Annotated in this window: 15 protein-coding genes; 10 read left to right on the plus strand and 5 right to left on the minus strand. The window is 63.2% G+C overall.

All coding sequences use genetic code 11. The features are described from left to right. Positions 1-66: 66 nt before the first annotated feature. Both queF and ilvA read right to left on the minus strand, forming a co-directional pair. The gene (gene queF, locus HBH1_RS23235; protein WP_077235939.1) at positions 67-951 is read right to left on the minus strand and encodes an NADPH-dependent 7-cyano-7-deazaguanine reductase QueF; all 885 of its coding nucleotides are present in this window, start codon (positions 949-951) and stop codon (positions 67-69) included. Between the two features lie 86 nt (positions 952-1,037). Next, positions 1,038-2,576: a threonine ammonia-lyase, biosynthetic gene (gene ilvA / locus HBH1_RS23240; RefSeq protein ID WP_255411916.1), complete on the minus strand. Its 1,539-nt coding sequence runs from the start codon at positions 2,574-2,576 to the stop codon at positions 1,038-1,040. A 354-nt stretch (positions 2,577-2,930) separates the two neighbouring features. Here ilvA and HBH1_RS23250 point away from each other — a divergent pair, with 354 nt between their 5' ends. Next, entirely contained in the window at positions 2,931-3,422 is a 492-nt protein-coding gene (locus HBH1_RS23250; protein ID WP_102664555.1) for a YqaA family protein, read from the plus strand. Between the two features lie 96 nt (positions 3,423-3,518). Here HBH1_RS23250 and HBH1_RS25285 read toward each other — a convergent pair whose 3' ends face one another. Next, positions 3,519-3,665, minus strand: a complete 147-nt coding sequence (locus HBH1_RS25285; RefSeq protein WP_166758461.1) for a hypothetical protein — start codon at positions 3,663-3,665, stop codon at positions 3,519-3,521. Positions 3,666-3,999: 334 nt separating this feature from the next. Here HBH1_RS25285 and HBH1_RS23255 point away from each other — a divergent pair, with 334 nt between their 5' ends. The 8 genes from HBH1_RS23255 (at position 4,000) to HBH1_RS23290 (ending at position 14,898) form a co-directional block, all read left to right on the plus strand. Continuing rightward, positions 4,000-8,001 (plus strand): DUF3683 domain-containing protein, encoded by a 4,002-nt coding sequence (locus HBH1_RS23255; protein ID WP_102664556.1) that lies wholly within the window; start codon positions 4,000-4,002, stop codon positions 7,999-8,001. A gap of 15 nt (positions 8,002-8,016) precedes the next feature. Further along, positions 8,017-8,463, plus strand: coding sequence for an HIT family protein (locus tag HBH1_RS23260; protein WP_102664557.1), 447 nt, complete (start codon positions 8,017-8,019; stop codon positions 8,461-8,463). Between the two features lie 143 nt (positions 8,464-8,606). Continuing rightward, positions 8,607-9,029, plus strand: coding sequence for a gamma-butyrobetaine hydroxylase family protein (locus tag HBH1_RS23265; RefSeq protein ID WP_102664558.1), 423 nt, complete (start codon positions 8,607-8,609; stop codon positions 9,027-9,029). A gap of 84 nt (positions 9,030-9,113) precedes the next feature. Next, positions 9,114-9,848 carry a bifunctional demethylmenaquinone methyltransferase/2-methoxy-6-polyprenyl-1,4-benzoquinol methylase UbiE gene (gene ubiE / locus HBH1_RS23270; RefSeq protein ID WP_102664559.1) on the plus strand — a complete coding sequence of 245 codons (735 nt, stop codon included), beginning with the start codon at positions 9,114-9,116 and terminating at the stop codon, positions 9,846-9,848. Positions 9,849-9,991: 143 nt separating this feature from the next. Further along, complete coding sequence (locus HBH1_RS23275; RefSeq protein ID WP_102664560.1) at positions 9,992-10,978, plus strand: Tim44 domain-containing protein; 987 nt, start codon at positions 9,992-9,994, stop codon at positions 10,976-10,978. Positions 10,979-11,163: 185 nt separating this feature from the next. Beyond that, the gene (locus HBH1_RS23280; protein ID WP_006465108.1) at positions 11,164-11,772 is read left to right on the plus strand and encodes a ubiquinone biosynthesis accessory factor UbiJ; all 609 of its coding nucleotides are present in this window, start codon (positions 11,164-11,166) and stop codon (positions 11,770-11,772) included. After that, the gene (gene ubiB, locus HBH1_RS23285) at positions 11,773-13,347 is read left to right on the plus strand and encodes a ubiquinone biosynthesis regulatory protein kinase UbiB (RefSeq protein WP_102664561.1); all 1,575 of its coding nucleotides are present in this window, start codon (positions 11,773-11,775) and stop codon (positions 13,345-13,347) included. 69 nt (positions 13,348-13,416) lie between these two features. Next, entirely contained in the window at positions 13,417-14,898 is a 1,482-nt protein-coding gene (locus tag HBH1_RS23290) for an MFS transporter (protein ID WP_369878648.1), read from the plus strand. A gap of 9 nt (positions 14,899-14,907) precedes the next feature. Here HBH1_RS23290 and HBH1_RS23295 read toward each other — a convergent pair whose 3' ends face one another. Beyond that, the gene (locus tag HBH1_RS23295) at positions 14,908-15,834 is read right to left on the minus strand and encodes a LysR family transcriptional regulator (RefSeq protein ID WP_006465105.1); all 927 of its coding nucleotides are present in this window, start codon (positions 15,832-15,834) and stop codon (positions 14,908-14,910) included. 161 nt (positions 15,835-15,995) lie between these two features. Between HBH1_RS23295 and HBH1_RS23300 the strand changes: the two genes are divergently transcribed. After that, positions 15,996-16,763, plus strand: coding sequence for a 3-oxoacyl-ACP reductase family protein (locus HBH1_RS23300; protein ID WP_077235929.1), 768 nt, complete (start codon positions 15,996-15,998; stop codon positions 16,761-16,763). Positions 16,764-16,849: 86 nt separating this feature from the next. Here HBH1_RS23300 and HBH1_RS23305 read toward each other — a convergent pair. After that, positions 16,850-16,938, minus strand: an 89-nt coding sequence (locus tag HBH1_RS23305; protein WP_146012892.1) for an IS3 family transposase, incomplete at its 5' end; no start/stop codon positions are given.

A 16,938-nucleotide genomic window follows, 5' to 3' on the forward strand; every position in this document is an offset into this window, starting at 1 on the left:
CCGGTAACAATTTACTGACGTTGTTTTTACAACTGGCACCCGACGGGCGGGTCCAGTGGCGCCGCCTTATTGGCGGGCGTTACGCAATTGCGAGGGCGGTTTGGCGCTGGAGAAGTTGCTGCGCCAGGGATTGATGTCCAGGCCGCCGCGTCGCGTGTAGCGTGCATAGACGGCCAGCTTCTGCGGTTTGCAGTAGCGCAGGATGTCGCTGAAGATGCGTTCCACGCACTGCTCATGGAATTCGTTGTGCTCGCGGAATCCGATGATGTATTTCAACAGCCGTTCCTGGTCGATGGGCGCGCCCACATAGTGGATCTGCACGCTGCCCCAATCCGGCTGGCTGGTCACCGGGCAGTTGGACTTGAGCAGGTGCGACACCAGGGTTTCCTCGACCAGGGCTTCCTCGTGGTTGGCGCGCAGTTGGCTGCCGTCAGGATGGGCGCCACCGCTGGCGGGTTCGATTTCCACATCCAGGCGATCCAGCGACAGGCCGGCCAGTTCGCCGAACTGCAACTGGCCGAACTGCGACGATTCGGTCAGCATCACCTGCACCCCGGCACCTGCAGCGGCCGACAGGTCGGTGCGCAGCTTTTCCACCAGTTGGTCGGCACTTTCCAGGCGCTCCTGGTTGAACGAATTCAGGTACAGCTTGAAGGACTTCGATTCGATGATGTTGGGCGAATCGGCCGGCACCATGAAGGTGGCGATGGCGATCTGCGGCTTGCCGCGCAGGTTCAGCCAGGAGATTTCATAGGCGGTCCAGATATCGACGCCGAAGAAGGGCAGGGTGCCGCTGATCTGCAATTCGGCGCGCTTGGGTGCGCGCGGGATGGGGAACAGCAGGGTTGGATCGTAATGGGTGGGGTATTCCGAGCTCTTGCCCAGGGGCGAGCTTTCCGGCGAATGGCCAGTGGTGGCGACGGTCGAGGCGGGCGGGGTGGTGTGGTTCATGGTGAGGCTCCTGCGATGCCAGCCTGGGCTGGCGATGACGTTCGGTATTGCCGTGGCCGCGCCCGGGTGAGGCGCGGCCAGCGGTGCTAGCCGAGGAACAGCTTGTACAGCGGGTTCCTGGTTTCGTCCCAGTGACGATAGCCCAGTTGCGCCAGGAAGGCGCGGAACTCCTTCATCTCCTTCTTGGGGACCTGCAAGCCGATCAGGATGCGGCCGACATCACCACCCTGGTTGCGGTAGTGGAACAGGCTGATGTTCCAGCCCGGGTTCATGCTGGAGAGGAATTTCATCAGCGCGCCCGGGCGCTCCGGGAATTCGAAGCGATACAGCAATTCATCGCTGGCAAGTTCACTTTTGCCGCCCACCAGGTGACGGATGTGGACCTTGGCCAGTTCATCGTGGGTCAGGTCCAGCACGCCGAAGCCGGCCTTCTCGAAGTTGCGGGCAATCTTGCCGGCCTCGTCGGCGGCCGAGACCTGGATGCCGACGAAGACGTGCGCGGCCTTGTCATCGCTGATGCGGTAGTTGAACTCGGTCACGTTGCGCGGGCCGACGGTCTCGCAGAAGCGGCGGAAGCTGCCGCGCTCTTCCGGGATGGTGACGGCAAAGACGGCTTCGCGGGCCTCACCGGCATCGGCCATCTCGGCCACGAAGCGCAGGCGGTCGAAGTTCATGTTGGCGCCGCAGGCGATGGTGATGAGCGACTCGCCCTTGATCGGCTTCTTGCTGGCACGCGCGCGCTCCACGTAGGCTTTGGCGCCGGCCACGGCCAGTGCACCGGCCGGCTCCACGATGCTGCGCGTGTCCTGGAAGATGTCCTTGATGGCCGTACAGACGGCATCGGTATCGACGATGATGATCTCGTCCACCAGCTCCTTGGCGATGCGGAAGGTTTCTTCACCGACCAGCTTGACGGCCGTACCGTCCGAGAACAGGCCCACGTCCGGCAGGGCCACGCGGCGACCAGCCTTGAGGCTGCGGGCCATGGCGTCGGAGTCGGTGGTCTGCACGCCGATGATCTTGATGTCCGGGCGCACTGCCTTGACGTAGGAGGCCACACCGGCGATCAGCCCGCCACCGCCGATGGCCACGAAGATGGCGTGGATCGGGTCCGGGTGCTGGCGCAGGATTTCCATGCCCACCGTCCCCTGGCCGGCGATCACATACGGATCGTCGAAGGGATGCACGAAGGTCAGCTTCTGCTTCTTTTCCAGTGTCAGCGCGTGTTCATAGGCGTCGGTGAAGGAGTCGCCGAAGAGCACCACTTCGCCGCCCCGCGCCTTGACGGCGTCGATCTTGACCTGCGGGGTGGTGGTGGGCATCACGATCACGGCGCGGCAGCCCAGGCGGGCGGCCGACAGTGCCACGCCCTGGGCGTGGTTGCCGGCGGAGGCGCAGATGACGCCGCGCTTGAGTTGCGCCGGGGTCAGGTGGGCCATCTTGTTGTAGGCGCCGCGCAGCTTGAAGCTGAACACGCTCTGCATGTCTTCGCGCTTGAAGTAAATTCGATTATCAATCCTTTGCGACAGCGTGTTCGCCAGTTCCAGCGGGGTTTCTTGGGCGACGTCATAGACGCGGGCAGTCAGGATTTTTTTCAGATAATCGTTACTCATGTCGGTCTTCAGTGAAGTGAGGTCAGGCGAGCAGCAGCGGGTTCAGGCGCGGTCATATCGCAATCAGGCAAAGGGAAAAAGCGGCTCGGTAAGCCGGTCGGGATTCCTCCTGGGCGCGGAGAGCGGTAGCCGCTCCGGTCCAGGGGAACTGGACATTATAAAGGAGCCCACCGGCGCAGGGCAGGGCACCGGCAAGCCGGGGGACAAGTTCCGGATGGGGGTGAATCTTTCTTCAGTTCTTGAATTCAGCCCCGATGGCACCAGCTAGAATGCACGCTGCGCCATTCGACCGGGCTTGATGGATGGCAAGTTTCGCAACATATTTCCCCCTGGCCGCGGCCAGCCTTCAATCTACCCTCCGCCTGCATGATCGAATCCGCCGTCCTCTGGCTGCTCAATATCCTCGCTATCCCCACGGTCGGCCTGACCTCGGTCTTCCTGATCAGCTTCATCTCCGCCACCCTGCTGCCGCTAGGCTCGGAACCGGCGGTGTTCGCCGTCATCAAGGCCAGTCCCGACATGTTCTGGCCGGTGATCCTGATCGCCACGCTGGGCAATACCCTGGGCGGCATCGTCGACTACTGGATGGGCTATGGCGCCAAGCAGGCCTTCGCCAAGGAGCGTTCCTCGCGCTGGTTCCACTGGCTGGAGAGGTTTGGCGCCAAGACCATGCTGCTGGCCTGGCTGCCCGGCATCGGCGACCCCATCTGTACCCTGGCCGGCTGGCTGCGCCTGCCGTTCTGGCCCTCGGTGGTGTACATGGCCATCGGCAAGTTCATCCGCTATGTACTGATGACCTGGCTGCTGTTGAATGTGCCGGACGGCTTCTGGCACAAGCTGGGGAGCTGGCTGGCGTGATCCGGGCCCTGGGTCGATAGGTCAGCGCTGACGCAAATGGAAACGGCACCCGAAGGTGCCGTCTGGCTGGCCGGAGCAAGCGCTCACGCGGTCAACTCAGGCGCTCAAGGCAGGCAGCAAGCCTTCCACCACGCGGATGGCCAGGAAGGTGGCCGTCACGCCGAGTACCGCCAGGTGGCGTGTCTTGAGCTTCAGGTAAAGGCCGGTGTCACTGAAGGTTGTCGCGGTGTTCATTGTGTTCATGATCGCTTCCTCACGCCTTGCATTGGGCATAGTCGGCCAGGGTAATGGCCAGGTTTTCCAGGAATTCCGTCATCAGTGCTTGCAACATGGGAGCCTCCTCGCTGGTATTGGTTCAGGAATGTTCACCTGAGGTCTGAACGAAGTATAGATTTATTCAATTGATTTATTAAAATTGATTGTATTTATAAATTCAATTGAGCCTGGCTATTGCTTTCCACCGCCAGGCCGCCCCTGCAAACGTCGTCCGGTCGCTCCCCAAAACCGGCCCATCCCGTCGCGAGTTTTGCCAATAGGCTAAAATGCTCCTCCGGCAGCAGATTGACCTCATACATAGATGAACGCCCCCGCACAGATCCAGGCCTTGCTTACAGACGCGCCGCACGGCGCCACGCCTCCGCGCTTGCGCGAAATCCCCTACAACTACACCTCCTTCTCAGATCGCGAGATCGTGATCCGGTTGTTGGGCGAAGCGTCCTGGTCCCTGCTGGACGAGCTGCGCGGCAAGCGCCAGACCGGTCGCTCGGCGCGCATGCTGTATGAAGTCCTGGGCGATATCTGGGTGGTCCGCCGCAATCCCTACCTGCAGGACGACCTGCTGGACAACCCCAAGCGCCGCGCCGCGCTGATCGAGGCGCTCAACCATCGCCTGAACGAAGTGGACAAGCGCCGCCTGGCCACCGATCTGGCCGAGGCCGGCGATGCCGAGGCCCAGCGCCGCAGCGCCAGCGTGGAAGCCCTGCTGAAGGCGGCCAAGAAGGCCATCGCCGACTTCGCCGAGGAATTCCGTCAGACCTATGATTTGCGCAAGCGCGCCAACAAGGTACTGGGTCGTTATACGGCCAAGGACAACATCAAGTTCGACGGTCTCTCGCGCGTCTCCCACGTCACCGACGCCACCGACTGGCGCGTCGAGTACCCCTTCGTGGTGCTGACCCCGGACACCGAAGACGAGATGGCCGGCCTGGTCAAGGCCTGTATCGAACTGGGCCTGACCATCATCCCGCGTGGCGGCGGCACCGGCTATACCGGCGGCGCCATTCCGCTGACGCCGCTGTCGGCCGTCATCAATACCGAAAAGCTGGAACAGCTGGGCGCGGTCGAGATGGAAATCCTGCCCGGCCTGGACAAGCCCTACGCCACCATCTACTCGGGTGCCGGCGTGGTCACCAAGCGCGTCTCGGATGCGGCCGAAAAGGCCGGCTTCGTCTTCGCGGTGGACCCGACCTCGGCTGAAGCCTCCTGCATCGGTGGCAACGTCGCCATGAATGCCGGCGGCAAGAAGGCCGTGCTGTGGGGTACCGCTCTGGACAACCTGGCCAGCTGGCGCATGGTCGATCCGCAAGGCGACTGGCTGGAAGTGACCCGCCTGGACCACAACCTGGGCAAGATCCACGACGTCGAAGTGGCACGCTTCAAGCTGGAATGGTCGCACCCCGGCGAAAAGGGCCAGAAGACCGAAGTCTTCAAGACCGAGATCCTGGAAATCTCCGGCAAGAAATTCCGCAAGGAAGGCCTGGGCAAGGACGTCACCGACAAGTTCCTCTCCGGCCTGCCCGGCGTGCAGAAGGAAGGTTGCGACGGCCTGATCACCTCGGCCCGCTGGATCCTGCACAAGATGCCCAAGCAGACCCGCACGGTCTGCCTGGAGTTCTTCGGCCAGGCGCGCGATGCGATCCCTTCGATCGTGGAAATCAAGGATTACCTCGACGCCGAGACCAAGAAGGGCGGCGCGATTCTGGCCGGCCTGGAACACCTGGACGAGCGCTACCTGCGCGCGGTCGGCTATGCCACCAAGTCCAAGCGCGGCGTGCTGCCCAAGATGGTGCTGATCGGCGACATCGTCGGTGACGACGAAAACGCCGTGGCTGCTGCCGCTTCGGAAGTGATCCGCATGGCCAACAACCGCGTGGGTGAGGGCTTTGTCGCCGTCAGCCCGGAAGCACGCAAGAAATTCTGGCTGGACCGTTCGCGCACGGCCGCCATCGCCAAGCACACCAACGCCTTCAAGATCAACGAAGACGTGGTGATCCCGCTGAACCGCATGGGCGAATATACCGACGGCATCGAGCGCATCAACATCGAACTGTCGATCAAGAACAAGCTGCAACTGCTGGCCGAACTGGACAGCTTCTTCGTCAAGGGCAATCTGCCGCTGGGCAAGAGCGATGACGCTGAGGGTGACGACATCCCCGCCGCCGAAATGCTGGAAGACCGCGTCCACCAGGCTGAAACCCTGCTGGAGCAGACCCACGCACGCTGGTCGTATCTGCTGGCCAACCTGGACAAGCCGCTGACCGAGGCCAAGGCCGAACTGGCCGCACTGGGCCTGGAGAAGATGCTGCCGGTCTTCGAGCAACGCCTGCTCGACCAGCCCCGCGCCGCCGTCTTCCACGTCGTGCAGGACCGCACCGTACGCATCTCCTGGAAGCAGGAAGTGCGCGCCCAACTGCGTCAGATCTTCTCGGGCGCCGCCTTCAAGCTGATCCTGGAAGAATGCCAGGCCATCCACAAGCGCGTGCTGCGCGGCCGCGTCTTCGTGGCGTTGCACATGCACGCAGGCGATGGCAACGTGCACACCAACATCCCGGTCAATTCCGACCACTACGAAATGCTGCAGGATGCCCACGTCGCCGTGGCCCGCATCATGAAGCTGGCGCGTTCGCTGGATGGCGTCATCTCGGGTGAGCACGGCATCGGCATCACCAAGCTGGAATTCCTGACCGAGGACGAGATCGGCGAATTCCGCGACTACAAGAAGCGCGTGGATCCGGAAGGTCGCTTCAACAAGGGCAAGCTGCTGGACCTGCCCGGCATGGAAGCCGACCTGCGCAATGCCTATACGCCGTCCTTCGGCCTGATGGGTCACGAATCGCTGATCATGCAGCAGAGCGACATCGGCGCCATTGCCAGCAGCGTCAAGGACTGCCTGCGCTGCGGCAAGTGCAAGCCGGTCTGTTCGACCCACGTACCGCGCGCCAACCTGCTGTACTCGCCGCGCAACAAGATCCTGGCGACCTCGTTGCTGGTGGAAGCCTTCCTTTATGAAGAGCAGACCCGTCGCGGTGTCTCCATCAAGCATTGGGAAGAGTTCGAGGACGTGGCCGACCACTGCACGGTCTGCCACAAGTGCGTCACGCCTTGCCCGGTCGATATCGACTTCGGCGATGTCTCGATGAACATGCGCAACCTGCTGCGCAAGATGGGCAAGAAGTCCTTCAACGCCGGCACCAATGCGGCCATGTTCTTCCTGAACGCCACCGACCCGGCCACCATCAACGCCACCCGCAAGGTGATGACGCAGTGGGGCTTCAAGGCGCAGCGCCTGGGCAACGACCTGTTGAAGAAGCTGGCCAAGAAGCAGACCCAGAAACCTGCAGCCACGGTCGGCAAGGCGCCGATCAAGGAACAGGTGATCCACTTCATCAACAAGAAGATGCCGGGCAACCTGCCCAAGAAGACCGCGCGTGCCTTGCTGGATATCGAGGATGACAAGATCGTCCCCATCATCCGCAATCCCAAGACCACCACGGCCGATACCGAGGCGGTGTTCTACTTCCCCGGCTGCGGCTCGGAGCGCCTGTTCTCGCAGGTCGGCCTGGCCACCCAGGCGATGCTGTGGAACGTGGGTGTGCAGACGGTGCTGCCGCCGGGTTACCTGTGCTGCGGTTACCCGCAACGCGGCACCGGCGACTTTGCCAAGGGCGAGAAGATCATCACCGACAACCGCGTGCTGTTCCATCGCATGGCCAACACGCTGAACTACCTCGACATCAAGACCGTCGTGGTCTCCTGCGGTACCTGCTACGACCAGTTGCAGGGCTATGAATTCGAGAAGATCTTCCCCGGCTGCCGCATCATCGACATCCACGAATACCTGCTGGAAAAGGGCGTCAAGCTGGAAGGCGTGACCGGTACCCGCTACATGTACCACGATCCCTGCCACACCCCGATGAAGCTGCAGGATCCGCTGAAGACGGTCAACTCGCTCATCACCACGGTGGATGCGCAGAAGATCGAGAAGAACGACCGCTGCTGCGGCGAGTCGGGTACCTTCGGCGTGTCGCGTCCGGATGTCTCGACCCAGGTCCGCTTCCGCAAGGAAGAGGAAATGAAGAAGGGCAGCGACAAGGTGCGCGCCGATGGTTTCACCGGCGACGTCAAGATCCTGACCTCCTGCCCGTCCTGCTTCCAGGGCCTGTCGCGCTACAACGAGGATGCCGGCACCACTGCCGACTACATCGTGGTCGAGATGGCGCGTCACCTGCTGGGCGAGAACTGGATGCCGGAATACGTCGAGCGCGCCAACAATGGCGGCATCGAACGTATCCTGGTGTAAGCACGGGAGCCCATGATGAGCCAGACCCCTGCATGCGAACTGTGCGCCGGTGACGGCGGCGAAGTGCTGTGGCGCCATCCGGAGTTCCGGGTGGTGCTGGTCGATGAGCCGGATTACCCCGGCTTTTGCCGCGTGATCTGCAACACCCACGTCAAGGAAATGACCGACCTGGCGCCAACCCAGCGCACGCGCATGGCCAACGCCGTCTGGGCGGTGGAAGCGGCGCAGCGCGAAGTCATGCAACCCGAGAAGGTCAACCTGGCCACGCTGGGCAACATGACCCCGCACGTGCACTGGCATGTGATCCCGCGCTTCCTCGACGATCGTCATTTCCCCAGTCCGGTATGGGCCGAACCGCGCCGGCCGGCCGACGCCGCCAGCCTCGCCGCGCGTCGCGCCTTGCTGCCGCAACTGCGCGAAGCCGTGCGCCGGCAGCTGGATGCGGCGGGTTTGACGGCCTGATTGCGCTGACTTTGTTGCACCGGGCGTGATCCATCGCGTCCGGGTGCGGTCGATGTCACAGATTTCGCGGATGGGTGATGCTGCAAGCTTGCCAGCGTCATTTCTCTTCTCACCGATTTCACACATTTCACAAGGGATAGCCCATGAGCGCCCAGACTTCTCCGGTTCCGGTGTCCTTCAAGGTGCGCAAGCTCTCGCGCGTGGTGGAGGTCGAGTTCGATGATGGCGTGATGTTTTCGCTGCCCTTCGAGCTCATGCGCGTGTATTCCCCCTCGGCCGAAGTACGTGGCCATGGTCCCGGCCAGGAAGTGCTGCAGACCGGCAAGCGCGAGGTCGAGATCAGCGGCATCGAACCGGTCGGCAACTACGGCGTCAAACCGCTGTTCTCGGACGGTCATGCCAGTGGCATCTTCACCTGGGATTATCTCTACCAGCTCGGCCGTGACCAGTCCGCGATGTGGGAAACCTATCTACAGAAACTGGAAGCGGCCGGCTTCACCCGCGACAGCGGGCGTGACCATCAGGCCGAGGCGGCCGGTGGTCACGGCTGCGGCCACTCGCACTGAACGCCGCAAGGCCATGCTGATCCAGGGCAAACCGCAGCGTGGCCGGTCTCTTATAATGTCGTCTTCAACGTTACAGGCCTAGCCATGACCAACACCACCCATTTCGGTTATGAAACCGTCAAAGAAGAAGAGAAGGTCCGCAAGGTCGCGGAAGTGTTCCACTCCGTCGCCGCCAAGTACGACGTGATGAACGACTTCATGTCGGCTGGCCTGCATCGCATCTGGAAGGCTTTCACCATCGCCCAGGCGGGTATTCGCCCCGGCTTCAAGGTGCTTGATATTGCCGGTGGCACCGGTGACCTGTCCAAGGCCTTCGCCAAGCAGGCCGGTCCCAGCGGCGAAGTCTGGCTGACCGACATCAACGAATCCATGCTGCGCGTGGGCCGCGACCGCCTGCTCGACCAGGGCATCGTCACCCCCACCATGCTGTGCGACGCCGAGAAGCTGCCCTTCCCGGACAACTATTTCGACCGCGTTTCGGTGGCCTTCGGCCTGCGCAACATGACCCACAAGGATGCCGCCCTGGCCGAGATGCGCCGCGTGCTGAAACCCGGTGGCAAGCTGCTGGTGCTGGAATTCTCCAAGGTCTGGGAGCCGCTGAAGAAGCCCTACGACGTGTACTCCTTCTCGGTCCTGCCGTGGCTGGGCAAGAAGGTCGCCAACGACGCCGACAGCTATCGCTACCTGGCCGAATCGATCCGCATGCACCCTGACCAGGAAACCCTGAAGCAGATGATGGAACAGGTGGGTCTGGAGCGCGTGCAGTATTTCAACCTGACCGCCGGCGTGGCCGCGCTGCATACCGGCATCAAGATGTAAGCCAGGCGGGCAGCGGCTGACCTGGCGTGGCCCGGCATTAAGGCTGGCTTAATTTTGCCGGGTGACAATGGCCCTGTCGGATCGCCAATCTGCTTTGCGCCCCGACAGCCCGCACTGACGGCAACATCCACAAGAGGTAAGCCATGAAAAAATTCCTGCTCGCACTGCTGCTGGCGATGACTTCGCTAGCCCTGCTCACGTCACCGGCCGAGGCCAAGCGCCTGGGCGGCGGTGGTTCCTTCGGCAAGCAATCGTCCAATTATTCGCGTCAGGCGGCACCGTCTTCGCCGTCTTACAGTCAGCCTGCCGCCACCCCTTATCGGCCCGCGACGCCAGCTGCCACGCCGCAAAGCGCCCCCCTGCCCAAGCCTGCCAGCCCCTGGCGCAACGTGCTGGGTGGCGCCTTGCTGGGCTTCGGCCTGGGCGCGCTGATGTCGCACTTCGGCATCGGCGGTGCGCTGGGTGGCATGCTGGGTTCTCTGTTGACCATCGCCTTGCTGTGCGCGGCGGTGATCTTCCTGATCCGCATGTTTGCCCGTGGTCGCGAGGCGCAGAACAGCAATCCGGCCTATGCCACGCCGATGCCGGGCGTGAGCCCCATCGGCAGCGCCGCCGGTGCGACACCAGAAATCGGCTCCGGCCTGCGTGACATCAACCCGCCGCCAGCCTTCCCAGGCAGTTCCCCGGCTGCGCTGCAAGGCAGCGGCCATGGTGGCTACGGTGGCACTGGTCAACCCGCGCAGATCCAGCACTGGGGCATCCCTGAGGGCTTCGACACTGCCGGTTTCGTACGCAATGCCAAGACCTACTTCATCCGCTTGCAAGCCGCCTGGGATCGCGCCGATGCCAATGACATCCGTGAATTCACCACGCCGGAAATGTTCGCCGAACTGCGCATGCAGCTCACCGAACGCGGTGCCGCGCCCAATGCCACCGATGTCGTGCAGCTGGATGCCGAACTGCTGGGCATCGAGACCATGGCCTTCGATTACCTCGCCACCGTGCGCTTCCAGGGGCTGATCAAGGAAGCTCCGGACGCCTCGGCCGAGCCCTTCGCCGAGATCTGGAACCTGTCCAAGCCGCTCAACGGCAGCGGCGGCTGGGTGCTGGCCGGTATCCAGCAGGTGTAGCGGCGCCGGGCGGCGCTGGATCAAGGAACACGCGGCGCGTGAACCTTGCCGGCGCGCCAAGCTGTTACACTTGAGACCGCCCGCTTGATCGGGCGGTTTTGTTTTTGCGGAGCTGAATATTGGTGAATTCTTCGCCGCTTCCGCGTTCTTATTGCTGTCCCCGGCTCAACCCGTCTCTGGAACCCATGTCCGTGCTGCCCGACCCGTCCACCCTGGCCCTCGACCCGATGAAACCCGCTGCGGCGGTGATCAACCATCTGCTGGCGCAGGAGCCGTGGGCGCGCAATACCCTCATCACCCATGCCGGCAAGGTCGCCTGCATCGATACCGGCGTCATGCAGTTGCGCCTGAAGGTGGCCGGTGACGGCTACCTGCAGGATGTCCCCGCCGACGCGCCGGCCAATGTCACCATCCGCCTGAAACTGTCGGACCTGCCGCTGATCGCCGCCAACCGCGAACGCGCCGTGTCCTACGTCAAGCTGGAGGGCGATGCCGATTTTGCCAATGCCATTTCGCAACTGAGCCAGAAGCTGCGCTGGGATGCCGAGGATGACCTGTCACGCGTGGTCGGCGATGTCGCCGCCACCCGCATCGTCTCCGGCGCGCGCGGCCTGTTCGAAGCTGCCCGCACCACCCAGCGCAAGCTGACCGAAAACCTGGCCGAGTATTTCCTGGAAGAACAACCGATGCTGATCCGCCCCCGCCAGCTGCAGGACTTTTCTGCCGACGTCGTGCGCCTGCGCGATGACCTGGAACGTCTGTCCAAGCGCATCGAGAAACTGGAGCGTCGCTAAATGCTGCTGCGTTCCATGCGTCTGCTCAAGATCATCCGCGTCGCCATTCTCTATGGCCTGGATGAAATCGTCGCCTCCGAATTCGCGCCGCCGCGCTTCGCCCGCATCGTCAACCGCATCTTCTTCTGGCGCGACCTGTCGGCGCCACGCGGCGAGCGCTTGCGTCGCGCACTGGAAGACCTGGGTCCCATCTTCATCAAGTTCGGCCAGGTGCTGTCGACCCGGCGCGACCTGATGCCGCCCGACATCGCCAACGAACTCACGCTGCTGCAGGACCGCGTGCCACCGTTCGAATCCGAACTGGCCGTCAGGCAGATCGAGAAATCGCTGGGTGCCCATCCGGACCTGCTCTTCGCCAGCTTCGAACGCACCCCGGTGGCCTCGGCCTCGATTGCCCAGGTCCACTTCGCCACCCTGAAGGATGGCAAGGAAGTCGCGGTCAAGGTGCTGCGCCCCGGCATGCGCGACATCATCGACCACGACATCGGTCTCATGCACGTGGCCGCCGACTGGCTGGAGCGTCTGTGGGCGGATGGCCGCCGCCTCAAGGCCAAGGAAGTCGTGGGCGAGTTCGACAAGTACCTGCACGACGAACTGGACCTGATGCGCGAAGCCGCCAACGCCAGCCAGCTGCGCCGCAACTTTGCCGAATCCACGCTGCTGATGGTCCCGGAGATGTACTGGGATTACTGCTCGCCCTCGGTGATCGTGATGGAGCGCATGCATGGCATTCCCATCTCGCAGACCGAGCGCCTGCGTGCGGAAGGGGTGGACCTGTCCAAGCTGTCGCGGGACGGCGTGGAGATCTTCTTCACCCAGGTGTTCCGCGATGGCTTCTTCCATGCCGACATGCACCCCGGCAATATCCTGGTCTCGGTGGCGCCGGAAACCTTCGGTCGCTACATCGCACTGGACTTCGGCATCGTCGGCACGCTCAACGATTTCGACAAGGATTACCTGTCGCAGAATTTCCTGGCCTTCTTCCGTCGCGACTACAAGCGCGTGGCCGAGGCCCACATCGAATCCGGCTGGGCGCCCAAGGATACCCGCGTCGATGAACTGGAAGCGGCCGTGCGCGCCTGCTGCGAACCCATCTTCGATCGCCCGCTGAAGGACATCTCCTTCGGCCAGGTGCTGCTGCGCCTGTTCCAGACCTCGCGCCGTTTCAATGTCGAGGTGCAGCCGCAACTGGTGCTGCTGCAGAAGACCCTGCTCAACGTCGAAGGCCTGGGCCGCCAGCTCGATCCCGACCTGGACTTGTGGAAGACTGCCAAGCCCTATCTGGAACGCTGGATGAGCGAGCAGATCGGCTGGCGTGGTTTCGTCGAGCAATTGAAGGTCGAGGTGCCGCGCTACAGCCGTCTGCTGCCCGAGCTGCCGCGTCTGGCACACCAGGCGCTGACCCGCTACACCAACGGCGAAGGACAGCCGCAGAATACCGAACTGATGCGCAAGCTCCTGGCCGAGCAGCGTCGCACCAACATGTTGCTCGGGGTGATCGTCTATTTTGGCGGCGGGCTGATCGGCGGCATCATCGTGATCCAGGTGCTGATGCATGTGCTGAGGTTCTATTGATGCAGGGCCGGTTTTGTAAATGATATAAATAATTTCGAAAAGAAGCGCCGGCACATGCCGGCGTTTCGCATGTCGGACCAGCAGACAGGGATAGAGGACGTGGGAACCAACGACAACAGCTTGCCGGACGCGCGCGTGCGCATGTTGCCCTACATCGTGGCGGCGACCTTCTTCATGGAGTACCTGGACACCACCATCATCGCCACGGCCTTGCCGCAGATGGCGCAGTCCTTCGGTGTCGGTCCCAACGAACTGAGCCTGGGCATGACCGCCTATATGCTCACGCTGGCGGTGTTCATCCCCATCAGTGGCTGGGTGGCGGACCGCTTCGGGTCGCGTACCGTGTTCGGCATGGCCATCGTCATCTTCACCCTGGCGTCCATCCTGTGCGGGTATTCGGAGAATGTCTGGCAATTCACGGCGGCGCGGGTTTTGCAGGGATTGGGCGGCGCCATGATGGTGCCGGTCGGGCGCATGATCGTGGTACGCAGCACCGGCAAGGAGCGGTTGATGAAGGCCATTGCCACCATCACCTGGCCGGCCATCGTGGCGCCGGTGGTGGGGCCATCCATCGGTGGCTTCATCACCACCTATGCCTCGTGGCACTGGATCTTCCTGATGAATGTGCCGTTCGGTATCGCCGCTTTCATCGCGGTGATGACGGTGGTGCGCAACGAGCATGGCCACAGCCGGCGGCCGCTGGACCTGATCGGCTTCCTGCTCTCGGGCGCGGCGCTGACCTCGCTGCTGTATGGCACCGAGATCGCCAGCCACATGGAATCCAAAATCAAGGTAGCGCTGGGCTTCGTGGCCCTGGGGGTGGTGCTGGGCGGGTGCGCCTGGTGGCACATGCAGCGCATCGAACATCCGCTGCTGGACTTTTCCAATCTGCGCATTCCGACCTATTCGGTGACGGTGCTGACCGGTTCGCTCACGCGCATCGGTGTGGATGCGGTGCCTTACCTGATGCCTCTGATGTTCCAGATCGGGTTCGGTCTCACGGCGTTCCAGTCGGGGCTGTTGCTGCTGGCGACCGCCCTGGGCAACCTGGGCATGAAGGCGTTCACCACGCGCATCCTGCAGCGTTTTGGTTTCCGCAGCGTGGCGCTGAACAATGCCGCCATCGCCGGTTGTCTCATCATTGCCTGCGGCCTGCTCACGCCGGGCACGCCCTTGCCGGTGATCCTGGGGGTGATCTTCTGTTACGGCCTGTCGCGCTCGATGCAGTTTTCCACGCTCGCCACGCTGGCCTATGCCGACATCAGCGATGCCCGCAAATCCTCCGCCAGCACGCTCTGGAGCGTGGCGCAGCAGATGACCATCGGCATGGGCATCGCCTTTGGCGCGCTGGCCTTGCGCGTGGCGGCCTATCTGCGCGGGGAAGAGGTGGACGCCAGCGGCGCCCACTTTACGCTGGGCGACTTCCAGTGGGCCTTCGCGATGGCCGGCCTGGTGACGCTGGTCTCGGTGATCGGCTACCGTGGTCTGTCGCACGATGCCGGCAGCAATATCGGCGGCGGCATGCGCGCCACCCGGCAGGGCAAGGCTTGAGGACGATCTTCAGCCCAGTGCGTTGAAGCGCTGCGCCAGCCGCTGCTGGCGGAAATGTTCCACCACGAAATCGACGAAGACCCGGGTCTTGGCCGGCAACAGCCGTGCCGCCGTGAAATACAGCGACAGCATGCCGGTATCGACGTACCAGTCCGGCAATACCCGCACCAGGGTGCCGCGATCCAGGTAGATCAGGGCGTGCGGCATCGAGACCAGGGTGATGCCCAGTCCGGCCTCGGCCACCTCGCAGGCGGCGTTGGCGTCGCTCATGGTCATCCGTTGTTGCAAGGTCACCGGCGCCTGTTGGCCATGGCGGTCGCGCAGCGAGAACGGGCGGATGCGCCCGGTCTGCGGCGAGCGGATCAGCACGCCGGCATGGTCGGCCAGATCGGCCGGCGAGTGCAGCGCCGGGTGCGCTTCCAGATAGGCCGGCGAAGCCAGCAATACCCGGTGTGCCGGCGCCAGTTCGCGCGCCACCACCCCGGGCGAGAGTTCGGTACCGCCGGCAATGGCGGCATCGAATCCTTCCGTGATCAGATCCACCGGCCGGTTCTCGAAATGCCAGTCCGGCTGGATGCCCGGATAGCGGCCCAGGAATTCCCCCAGCAAGGGCAGGATGTACTGGCGCCCGAACCCCGTTCCCATGCTGACCTTGAGCGTGCCGGCCGGCTGCCCGCCGGCGCTGGCCAGGTTGGCCACGGCGCTGCGGATGGCCTGCAGCCCGCCGGCCACCTCCTGCAGGAAGCGCTCGCCTGCCTCGGTCAGCGACAGCTTGCGGGTACTGCGGTGGAACAGGCGCACCCCCAATGATGATTCCAGCCTGGCCACGTTCTTGCCGACCGCGGCCGAGGTCAGGCCTAGCTGGCGGGCTGCCGCCGAAAAGCTGCCGGCATTGGCCGCAGCGACGAAGCATTCGATGCTGGTCATGGTTTCCATGGGCGGATTCTAAACCATTGGTTTAAAAAGAAGATAGTGATTGCCGGCTAGTCGCAACATAATCAAACGCCGATACTTGCTTCAACCCAGACGCAAACAGAAACGCGCCAACGGGTTCAACCCTACGCAATCACTTACGCATCTATCCAAGGAGCAAGATCATGACCAAGCAAATCACTACGACTTCCCACAACACCCTGGTGTCCAAGGTTGCCTTCGTCCAGGGCGGTTCGCGCGGCATCGGCGCAGCCATCGTGCAGCGTCTGGCCGCCGAAGGCGCCACCGTGGCCTTCACCTACGTCAGCTCGCCGGACAAGGCGCAAGCCCTGGTCAGCAGCGTGGAAGCCGCCGGTGGCCGCGCCCTGGCCATCCAGGCCGACAGCTCGGACGCGACCGCCCTGCAGCAAGCCATTCGCCTGGCTGCAGAAACCTTCGGTCGTCTCGATATCCTGGTGAACAATGCCGGCGTGCTGGCCATGGGCCCGATCGATGAATTCAAGCTGGAAGATCTGGACCGCACCCTCGCCGTGAACGTGCGCAGCGTCTTCGTCGCCACCCAGGAAGCCGCCCGCTACATGGGCGACGGCGGTCGCGTCATCAGCATCGGCAGCACCAACGCCGAACGCATCCCCTTCGCCGGCGGCGCCGTGTATGCGATGAGCAAGTCGGCCCTGGTGGGATTGACCAAGGGCCTGGCACGCGACCTGGGTCCGCGTGGCATCACCGTCAACAACGTGCAGCCCGGTCCGGTCGATACCGACATGAACCCGGCCAGCGGTGACTTCGCTGCCGCCCTGACCGGCCTGATGGCCCTGCCGCGCTACGGCAAGGCCGAGGAAATCGCCAGCTTCGTGGCCTATCTCGCCGGTCCGGAATCGGGTTACATCACCGGCGCGAACCTGACCATCGACGGCGGTTTCGCAGCCTGATCCGGCTCTCGCCCGGGAGCAAAAAAAACCTCGCACCGGTTTGCACCGTTGAACTGACCCCATAAAGTTGGACGGTCAATAGCCGGTTAAGGCCTCAAGGACTGAGTTCTGTATTGCACAGGGCTCAGTCCTTTTAATTTGCTCTTGATGCGGTGGTGGTTGTAGTAGTGCATGT

The organism is Herbaspirillum sp. BH-1 (assembly GCF_002870055.1).
GTDB lineage: Bacteria > Pseudomonadota > Gammaproteobacteria > Burkholderiales > Burkholderiaceae_D > Herbaspirillum > Herbaspirillum frisingense.